This is a genomic window from Streptomyces sp. NPDC091416 (assembly GCF_044756845.1).
Classification (GTDB): domain Bacteria; phylum Actinomycetota; class Actinomycetes; order Streptomycetales; family Streptomycetaceae; genus Streptomyces.
In genome coordinates this window covers 267,747-276,843 of the sequence record NZ_JBIVTU010000014.1, presented here as the reverse complement: position 1 = coordinate 276,843, position 9,097 = coordinate 267,747, and the positions used below count along the sequence as shown (strand labels likewise).

Here is a 9,097-nt window from a genome sequence, read left to right as displayed (position 1 = left end):
GGGGGGGGGGGGGGCGGGCCGCTCGGGGGGGGGGGGGGGGGGGGGGGGGGGGGGGGGGGGGGGGGCGCGCCGGGGGGGGGGGGGGGGGGGGGGGGCGGGGGGGGGGGGGGGGGGGGGGGGTGGGGGGGGGGGGGGGGGGGGGGGGGGGGCGGGGGGGGGGGCCCGGGCGGGCCCCACCGCCGCGGATCCCCTGCCGCGGTTCTGTGGAGCCGTTCCTTACGGGGCCGGGGCCCGCCGGCCCTTGGACCGGATCACCGGCGCGACCACCGCGGCCGCGAGGGACCCGATGGCGCACGCGAGGAACACCTGCAGATAGCCCTGGTCGTCCAGGACGTTGTGGCGTTCGAGGATGGCCGCGAGGGCCGCGATGCCGAGCGCGCCGCCGATCTGGCGCGTCGTCATGAGCAGTCCGGTACCGGAGGCGAAGCGCTGCGGCTCCAGCGAGGCGGTGGCCGCGTTCGAGATGGCGGTCAGGGCCGCGCCGATGCCGATACCGGCCACGACTCCGATGGGCAGCCAGACCGCCGCGTACTGCCGATCCGTACCGAGCAGCAGGTACATCGCGGCGCACGAGACGCCGAAGAGCCCGGCGCCCACCGCCAGCGCGGCCCACTGGGCCCCGGCTGCGACCCGGCGCCCCACCACCAGGGCACCGACCGCGGCGCTGAAGGCGCCCGGCGTGACGGCCAGGCCGGCCTTCAGCTCCGAGTACCCCCATACGGCGTTGAGAAAGAGCAGCGAGGAGAGGAGGTAGGAGTACATGGCCGCGCCGAAGAGCAGCGAGGACACGTTGGTGGCGGCGAACGCGCGGTTGCGCCACAGGTCCCACTCGATGGCGGGCGCGACGTGCCGGCGGGACAGCAGCAGGGCCACCAGCACCAGGACGGCGCCGCCCGCGAGCAGAGCGAGGACCCGTCCGCTGCCCCAGCCCCAGTCCGTTCCCTGGGTCACACCGAAGACGACGCCGCCGATGCCCAGGGCGAGGGCGAGGGTGCCCACCGGGTCGGGCAGCCTGCGCCCGCTCGGCTCGTCACCCGCGAGCCGTGCCGAGACCGCCACGATGGCCAGCCCGATCGGCAGGTTGATCAGGAAGACGCTGCGCCAGCCCCACACGTCGACCAGCAGACCGCCCAGGCTCGGCCCCACGGCCGCGGCCATGCTGCCGACCGCTCCCCAGACGCCGACGGCGACCTGGCGGCGGGCCGCGGGTGTGTGCTGGAGCACCAGACCGAGCGCCGAGGGAATCATCCCCGCCGCCGCCACGCCCTGCAGCGCACGGGCCCCGACGAGCATCGGCACCCCGGTGGCGAAGCCGCTCAGCACGGAGGCGAGGGTGAACAGGGCCGTGGACCAGAGGAAGAGCCGCTTGCGTCCGATGACGTCGGCGACCCGCCCCGCGACGGCGAGCAGTGCGGCGAACACGACCGTGTACGACGTGACGACCCAGGTCAGCTGGGACAGCGAGGCGTCGGGGAAGTCGACGCGCAGGTCGGAGAACGCGATGTTCACGACCGTGGTGTCGAGGACCGCGAGGAAGGTCGCCCCCGACGCGACGAACAGCGCCAGCTTCGAGGCGGCCGATGCCTCCGGTGAGCCCTGCGGCGCCTGTTCCCCGGCCGACGCCGCGACGTCAGCCGGGCCGGCCCCGGGTGACTGCGGTGAAGCGGTGGTCATGCGTGGTCCCTTCGTCAATGGATCCACGGCGTTGGACCCACAGGTAAAACTAAACGACCGTGCGTGCATTTAAAAGGCCGATTCGGTTGCGGGCAGGGGTCACAGGCGTTCACTCGCCCGGCACCGGACGGGCGATGAAGTCCATCGCGGCGTCGACGACCGCCGCTTCGCCGAGGACCTTGCGATGCCCGAGCCCCGCCGTGACGACCAGCTCCGCGCGGTCGCCGTACGCCGCCTTGAGCGCGTACGCCTGCTCGACCGGGACCATCTCGTCGTCCTCGTCGTGGATGATCCGCATCGGCACCTTGATCTCGTCGGGGCTGCGGGTGGCGTCGAAGAGCTCCCACGGGCGGGCGACCTCCGCGAACAGCCGGTGCTCGATCCGGTCGCGCAGGTCCCGCCGCAACGCGGGCCGCAGACCCAGGATGTCCGCGAACTTGTCGGGAAAGTGGCCGAAGTCCTTCACCGCGGCGACCGTGACCAGACGGCCCGCCTCGGTGCCGCCCCGCAGCGCGAGGAGCACGCTGGTGGCGCCCAGCGAATGGGCGATCACCGAGTGGAAGGCGCCGTACCCGTCCTGGAGCCGGCGGATGATCTCGCGGTACTGAAGGATCGTCGCGCCCCGGCCCCCCGACTCACCGTGCCCCGGCGCGTCGAAGGAGACGGGCGTCAGGCCCAGTTCCCGCAGCCGCGGCACGAAGGCGGCGTACCGGGAGGCCCTGGACTGCCAGCCGTGCAGCATCAGGACGGGGCGTTCGCCGTCGCCCCAGCGGTACACCCGGACCCGCTGCCCGCCGATGGTCAGTTCCTCGGTGACGGCCTGCTCGTGAACGGCCTGCTCGCGGGGCAGGATCCGGCCCCGCCGGACCGGATTGCAGAAGAGGGAGAAGACCGCACGGCCGGCGAGACCGGGCGCCGGGCCGGACAGCGCGTTCAGCACCGCACCCGCGTGCCGCGCCCCGCGCGTCATGCTCCGGCTCCGTGGGGCCGGGCCGCGTACCGCCGCAGCGCCTGCTCCGTCAGCTCCTCGGCGGCGCCCGTGTAGCCGGCCGGGTCGAGCAGCCCGCGCAGAGCCTCCGCGTCGAACCGTTCGGCGATCGCGTCCTCCTTCGAGAGAACCTCCGCCAGGGACAGGCCCGAGGCCGTGGCCTCGCGCGAGGCCCGGCTCATGACCTCCTTGGCGGCGGCCTTGCCGAGCACCGGCGCGAGCACGGCGGCCAGCCGCTCCGAGACGATCAGGCCGCCGGTCAGGTCCAGGTTCGCCCGCATCCGTCCGGGCGACACCTCCAGACCGGCCACCAGCTCGCGTGCGGTGTGCGCGGCGCCTCCGGCCAGCCGCAGGCACTCCCGCAGCGGCACCCATTCGGCGTGCCAGGCACCGGCCGAACGCTCGTCCTCGGACAGCATCGCGTGCGTCAGCACACCGGCGTACGCGGGAACCTGGAGGGCCGCCGAGCGGATCAGCGTGGCCAGTGCGGGGTTCCGCTTCTGCGGCATCGCCGAGGAAACCCCACGGCCGGCCGCGGCTGGCTCCGCGACCTCCGCGGTCTCGGTCCGGGCCAGCGACTGCACGTCCACCGCGATCTTCCCCAGCACGCCCGTGGTCAGGGCGAGTTCGGCAGCCAGCGCCGCGATGGGGGCACGGTGGCTGTGCCAGGGCAGGGCCGGGGCGGACAGGCCCGTCTCCGCGGCGAACCGCTCGGTGAGCCGCGCCGCGTACCCCTCGGCAACCGCCTCCCCTCGCGCGTCCCGGTGCAGCTTCTCGTACTCGGCGTAGCCCGCCAGCGTGCCCGCCGCCCCGCCCAGCTGGACCACCAGACCCTCGGCCCTCACCCTGCGCAGCCGGTCGGCGGCCTCGCACACCGCAGCCAGCCAGCCGGCCGCCTTCAGGCCGAAGGTCGTGGGCACGGCGTGCAGGGCGAGCGTGCGGCCCGCCATGAGCGTCCGCGCGTGCTCCTCGGCCAGCGCGCCCAGAGACTCCGCGATGCCCTCCAGATCCGCCACCAGGAGATCCAGGGTCCGCCCGGCCACGAGCATCAGCGCCGTGTCGAAGATGTCCTGGCTGGTCGAACCGCGGTGCACGTGGTCGGCGGCATCCGGGGCCTTGGCGGCCACCAGGGCGGTGAACGCCTGGACCAGGGCCACCACCGGGTTGGCCGCTCCCCGGCCGAGCACGGCGATCTCCCGCAGATCCAGCTTGTCGGCCCGGGCCAGCGCGGTGATCGCCTCGGCGGCCTCCACCGGCACGTTGCCGAGGCTCGCCTGGGCGCGGACCAGCGCGGCTTCCGCGTCGAGCAAGGCCTGCAGCCAGGCCCCGTCGGAGGTGGCGGCCTCCGCGGGCGTGCCGGCCCGCACGGGACTGAGCAGCCCGGCGTCCAGGACGTGCGGCGGGGGCGAAGAGGGCGGGGTGGTCGTGCTCACCTTGTCAGCTCTCCCATCATCTCGGTGTCCGGTAGAAGGCCGCGGTCCAGGCCGAGTACGGCGTGCGCGATGGCGTCCGAGTCCTGAAGGGTCACCGAGTTCACTCCCGGCCTTATGCCTGCGGCCGTGGCCCAGTGCACGGATTCGGTGGGGACGCCGAAGGCGAAGCGCCGCGGATGGGCCCGGCCGTGTGCGTCGATCAGGTGGAACGGCGCGTCGGTGACGGCGAGACCGCCCGTCTCGTACACCGAACCGTCGGGGTCGGTGACCTCGTAGGTACGGCACTGCCCGGAGGCCAGGAGCTGGAGCAGCAGCGGATCGGCGGTCACCCGCAGGTCGATCTCCGGCAGGCGTGCCTCGATCAGCGTGGTGGCCCGGGTCAGCGAGCCCGGCACCGAGGCGGACTCGATGGTGAACGCCCGGGCCTCCTCGTCCGTGCCGGACCGGACGTCGGGGCCGAGCACCCGCAGCACCCCGGCCTCGATCAGGGCGATCGCCTCCTCGATCCGGCGGGCGGGCGGACCGATGGAGAGGAACGCGTTGAGAGGGGTGTACCAGCCGTCCAGGTGCCGGCGGTGCGAACTCCCGGTCAGACCGCCGTGATCGACGATCAGCCGGAGCTCGTTGCGCAGGTCGCGCAGGACGTCGAGGGCCGCCTTGAGCGGCCCTTCCACGTTGCCGTCGCGCGCCGCACGCAGGTCCTCGTGCAGATGGCCGAGCAGCCAGTCCTGGAAGTCCTGCGTCGAGGAGAAGGCGCGGTCCGCATACGGGCGGGCGATGCTGTCCCAGTTCCAGCGCTCGCCCGGGGCGATCCCGAACTCCGCGATCACGTCCTGCTCCTGACCGCTGCCCGGCGCGGCCGCCAGGTAGCGGGCCCGCAGCCGTCGCGCGTCGCCGGCCCGTCCCTCGGCGGTGAGCAGGGCGCTGTAGTAGACGGTCTCGACCTCCTTGGAGACCAGCGGCCACAGCGTGGCGTGGAAGTCGAGGCCGTCGTGGAGCCGGGACCGCTCCCGCAGCTCCCGGATCACTTCGGCGGTCAGTACGGTCGGCACATGGCGGCCGTGGGCGCCCTTCTGGTTCTCCCCCCGGGAGTGGAAGGGCAGCCCTCTGCGGGAGCCCGCCACCAGGCGGGGTTCACGGCCCGACGCCAGATAGACGAGCCGGTCGTGGCGCCGGACGAAGCGGCCGCCACGGCCGAGCGTCAACAGCGCCATGTAGTCGAAGAAGTTCAGGCCCAGCCCGAGCAGCGCGACGGTCTCACCCGGCTGCACCCCCGAGAGGTCCACGTCCGCCGGGTTGGCGGGCACCACATAGCCGAGACCGTTGGCCCGCGCGAAGCCGCCGAACTCGCGCTGCCGCCGGGACCGGCGCACGGGAAGATGCCCCTGAGCCAGGACGACCGCGTCCAGACCGTCGATGAGCGTGCCGTTGTCCAGGAGCACGCTCTGCACGCCGTCCGGCCCGCCGTCGCCCGCCGGCTCCTCCTCGATCGACACCGCGCGGGCGCGGTGCACGACGGTGGTCAGCAGGGACGGCGCAGTCTTCGTGACGCGCCGGAAGACCCATTCCAGGTAGTGGCCGTAGAAGGCGCGGGACGGATAGGAGTCGGGTCCCAGAGAACGCGCCTCGGCCAGGACCCGCTCGTCGTAGTGCTGGTCGTCCATCGGCCCGATGAGGATGAGGAAGCGTGCCCATTCGTACAGACTGGGGCCCGGGGCGAGCACGCCCTCGACGTCGACGCTCTCATCGGTGAACATCGTGACCTGGGACGCCACCGTGTTCATCAGCAGGTGCTCGGACTGGTCGGTGCGCCACACCTGCCCCGCCCCGGGCGGAAACGGATCGACCACATGCACGGTGATCGACACCTCCCGCGGCGCCGACCCGGCGTTCGTACACAGCCGTTCAAGCAGCGAGAGCCCGCGGGGCCCGGCACCGATGAGGCAGACGTTGAGCTGTCGGCTGGTCATAGTCGCTCTCTCCACTGAGTCGGAAAAGTCGTTGTGGACCCACCACCGGTCCCGCGGGCCGGCCATGCCTCACTTGGCCGCGGCAACACCGCTCAGCCGCATCCCGCCCGGCGCCCGCACCGGGATCCGGCCATGGCCCTGCACGCCGCGGGCCAGGGCCGTGGTCAGGTACGCCCTGCTGGTGCGGTGCCGCTCCGGAGCGGCCGCGCCCAGGTCGCGCAGGGCGTCCACGACCTCGCGGAGATCCAGCGCGATCTCCGCGAGGACGTCCGCGACGGCCGTCGCGTTGGAGCCGAGGATGTCGGTCCACAGCTCGGCGTCCCCGGCCGCGATCCGGGTCACATCGCGCAACCCCTGTCCGGCGAGCTGGAGTTCGGACTCGTCCCCGTGCAGCAGACGGGCGGCCAGCAGACTCGCCACCATGTGCGGGGTGTGCGAGATGAGCGCCACCGCCCGGTCGTGCTGCGCATGGCTCATCACGACCGGGCGGGCACCGCAGAGTTCGGCGAGTTCCGTCACCCGGTCGACGGCCTGCCGGCGGGCGCCCGCGCCCGGCGTGATCACCCAGGGCTTGCCCTGGAAGAGGTCACCCTGGGCCGCGAGCGGTCCCGACCGTTCCCGACCCGCCATGGGATGCCCGCCCACATAGCGGCTCACGTCGCAGCCCAGCTCCGCCGCCTCCTCCTGCGGCCTGACCTTGACGCTCGCCACATCGGTGAAGTCATGAGCCAGGTCGCGCAGTTGGTGCTCGCGCAGCACCGAGGCAACGTGCTGCGGAGGAACCGCGAGGATCGCCAGGTCCGCCGGCACCGGCGGCACGGCCACCAGGCCGGCCCCGAGACCGGCGGCGGTGCGGGCCGCCTCCGGGTCCCGGTCGATGAGATAGGTGGCCACACCCCGGCCCCGCAGGGCCAGGGCTATCGACGTACCGATCAGGCCGGTTCCGACCACTGCGGCACTGCGCATCAGCGGCTGCTCCACAACACCGGCAGATACTCCGGGTCGCTGTAGTCGGGCGTACCGTCCGCGGTCCTGCGCACCAGCTCGTCGTGGTTGTACGCGACCTGGGTGCCGTCCGAGCGCAGGAAGGTGCGGTAGCGGTTCTCGCCGTCCTGCAGGTGGAAGGAGATGGCGCGGCGCGGACGGTCGCTCACGTTCGCACCGCTGCCGTGGTACGTCCGGCAGTGGTGGAAGTTCACATGCCCCTTCGGGATGTGGACAGGGATCTTCTTCACCTCGACGCCGTTGTACTGGGCGTTCTCCTCCAGCATGAGGTCGAGCTCGCTGCGGTCGCGCTCGGCGAAGTGCAGGGAGGTGGCATCGTTGTCGGCCGTCTCCTTCCAGCGGTGGCTGCCGTCCACCATCGTGATCGTGCCCATCTCCTCACCGCAGTCGTGGAAGGGGATGAACGCGGTCAGCATCCGCTCGGACGTCGACGTGGACCAGTAGTGACGGTCGAAGTGCCAGGGCACTATGTTCGACTGCTCCTCCGCGACCGGCGGCTTGAGGATCAGGGTGGACTGGAAGACCCGGATCTCCTCGGTCTCGGCGAGCCGCGCGGCCACGGCGCCGAGCAGCGGCTTGCGCAGGATGCGGCCGATCGTGACGTCCTCGTAGTGGATGTAGTCGTTGTGCCGCTGCACATCGCCGTGCTCCGGCTCCCAGTACGCCAGCTTGGACGGACGCACCGGCAGCGTGCGGTCGCGGTGGCCGGCGTAGAAGCGCTCACTGGCCGACTCGAGGAGATCCACTTCCTCGTCGGTGAAGAGCTTCTTGGAGAGGTACCAGCCGTGCTCGGCGTAGAAGTCGACGTCTTCGTCGGTGGGAAGGAGCGCTCGCTCCTCCTCGGTCAGGGTGAACAGAGAGGCGTCCTGAACAGTCACGGTCTTCCTTCGGTACAAGTGAGACGAATTCGTTCGGGAGTGGCGGCTCTGCGCGCGGCAGACCACGCCCGGGTGGTCAGGCGGTCGCCTTCTCGCGGGCGACCGCCTCGTAAAGGGCCTTGATGTTGCCGCTGCCGAAGGTCCGGGCGCCGTGCCGGTCGATGACCTCCCAGAAGAAGGTCTTCCGCACGTACACGGACTGGGTGAAGATCTGGAAGACCTGGCCCCAGTGGTCCTGGTCGACCAGGACGTTGGTGCGCCTGAGGTCGTCGATCCTCAGGTCCGGGCTGCCCAGGCGCTCCACCAGCTCGCTGTAGTAGGCCTCGGGCGTCCCGAGGAACTTCACCCCGCGGGCCTCCAGCGCCGGCACCGTCGCCACGATGTCGTCGGTGAGCAGGGCGAGGTGCTGCACACCGGCGCCGTTGTGACGCTCCAGGAAGCCGTCGATCTGGCCGGGCTTGCGGTCGGCGACCGGCTCGATGAGGGTGAAGGTGACCTTCCCCGAAGGGCTCTGCACCACCATGGAGTCCATGGCCTGCTCGCCGACCTCGATGAACTCCTCGAAGATCTGGCTGAAGCCGAAGACCTTCTCGTAGAAGGCGACCGTGGGACGCAGCTGGCCCACCGGCAGGCATATCGCCGCGTGGTCCACCGTGCTCAGCCGGTGTTCGCCCTCGTCGGGGTCCTCGGCGAAGATGTCCATCTCGCCGGGCAGGAACTGCTCCGGGTCCCCGCTGCGCTGTACGAACCGGTGGGCGACGTCGCCGAAGCCGAGCACGGACGCGGTGACGACCTCGGCACCGTCCCTGCTGTACGTTCTCGGCTCCTCGACCGCGACGGCACCCCGCTCGACGGCGAGCGCGAACGCCTTGGCGGCATCGGTCACCTCGAACGCGATGTTGGCCACGCCGTCACCGTGCTGGGCCACATAGGCGGCCGCCGGGTGCTCCGCGGTCAGCGCGGACGTCAGCACGACCTTGATGCCTCCCTGCTTCAGCAGCAGGGAGCGCCGGCCGGCCTGCCCCGTCTCGGGACCGGCCTGGCCGCACACACGGAATCCGAACGCGGTGCAGAGGTAGAACGCCGACTGCTGGGCGTCCCCCACGTAGAACTCGACATGGTCCACGGCTCCGATGTTCACGCGTTGTT

7 protein-coding genes are annotated in these 9,097 nt (G+C 72.2%); all 7 read right to left on the bottom strand.

Translation table 11 applies throughout. The annotated features are described in order from the left end of the window. Positions 1-216: 216 nt before the first annotated feature. Positions 217-1,674, bottom strand: a complete 1,458-nt coding sequence (locus tag ACIQMX_RS34125; RefSeq protein WP_402483939.1) for a DHA2 family efflux MFS transporter permease subunit — start codon at positions 1,672-1,674, stop codon at positions 217-219. Between the two features lie 109 nt (positions 1,675-1,783). After that, entirely contained in the window at positions 1,784-2,644 is an 861-nt protein-coding gene (locus ACIQMX_RS34120; protein WP_363069192.1) for an alpha/beta hydrolase, read from the bottom strand. Then, the gene (locus ACIQMX_RS34115; protein ID WP_363069190.1) at positions 2,641-4,095 is read right to left on the bottom strand and encodes an adenylosuccinate lyase family protein; all 1,455 of its coding nucleotides are present in this window, start codon (positions 4,093-4,095) and stop codon (positions 2,641-2,643) included. Before ACIQMX_RS34115 ends, ACIQMX_RS34120 begins: the two co-directional genes overlap by 4 nt. Beyond that, on the bottom strand, positions 4,092-6,065 hold the full coding sequence (locus tag ACIQMX_RS34110; RefSeq protein ID WP_402483936.1) for an FAD/NAD(P)-binding protein: 1,974 nt from the start codon (positions 6,063-6,065) through the stop codon (positions 4,092-4,094). The genes ACIQMX_RS34115 and ACIQMX_RS34110 overlap by 4 nt, the downstream gene beginning before the upstream one ends. 69 nt (positions 6,066-6,134) lie before the next feature. Next, entirely contained in the window at positions 6,135-7,031 is an 897-nt protein-coding gene (locus ACIQMX_RS34105) for a prephenate dehydrogenase (protein WP_363069186.1), read from the bottom strand. Then, complete coding sequence (locus ACIQMX_RS34100) at positions 7,031-7,948, bottom strand: phytanoyl-CoA dioxygenase family protein (protein ID WP_402483934.1); 918 nt, start codon at positions 7,946-7,948, stop codon at positions 7,031-7,033. The genes ACIQMX_RS34105 and ACIQMX_RS34100 overlap by 1 nt, the downstream gene beginning before the upstream one ends. 76 nt (positions 7,949-8,024) lie before the next feature. Continuing rightward, positions 8,025-9,089: a 4-hydroxyphenylpyruvate dioxygenase gene (hppD, locus tag ACIQMX_RS34095; RefSeq protein ID WP_363069182.1), complete on the bottom strand. Its 1,065-nt coding sequence runs from the start codon at positions 9,087-9,089 to the stop codon at positions 8,025-8,027. Positions 9,090-9,097: the final 8 nt, after the last annotated feature.

Coding starts and splice junctions, on each gene's coding strand:
- ACIQMX_RS34125 (WP_402483939.1), bottom strand. CDS start 1,674: ATGACCACCGCTTCACCGCAGTCACCCGGGGCCGGCCCGGCTGACGTC.
- ACIQMX_RS34120 (WP_363069192.1), bottom strand. CDS start 2,644: ATGACGCGCGGGGCGCGGCACGCGGGTGCGGTGCTGAACGCGCTGTCC.
- ACIQMX_RS34110 (WP_402483936.1), bottom strand. CDS start 6,065: ATGACCAGCCGACAGCTCAACGTCTGCCTCATCGGTGCCGGGCCCCGC.
- ACIQMX_RS34105 (WP_363069186.1), bottom strand. CDS start 7,031: ATGCGCAGTGCCGCAGTGGTCGGAACCGGCCTGATCGGTACGTCGATA.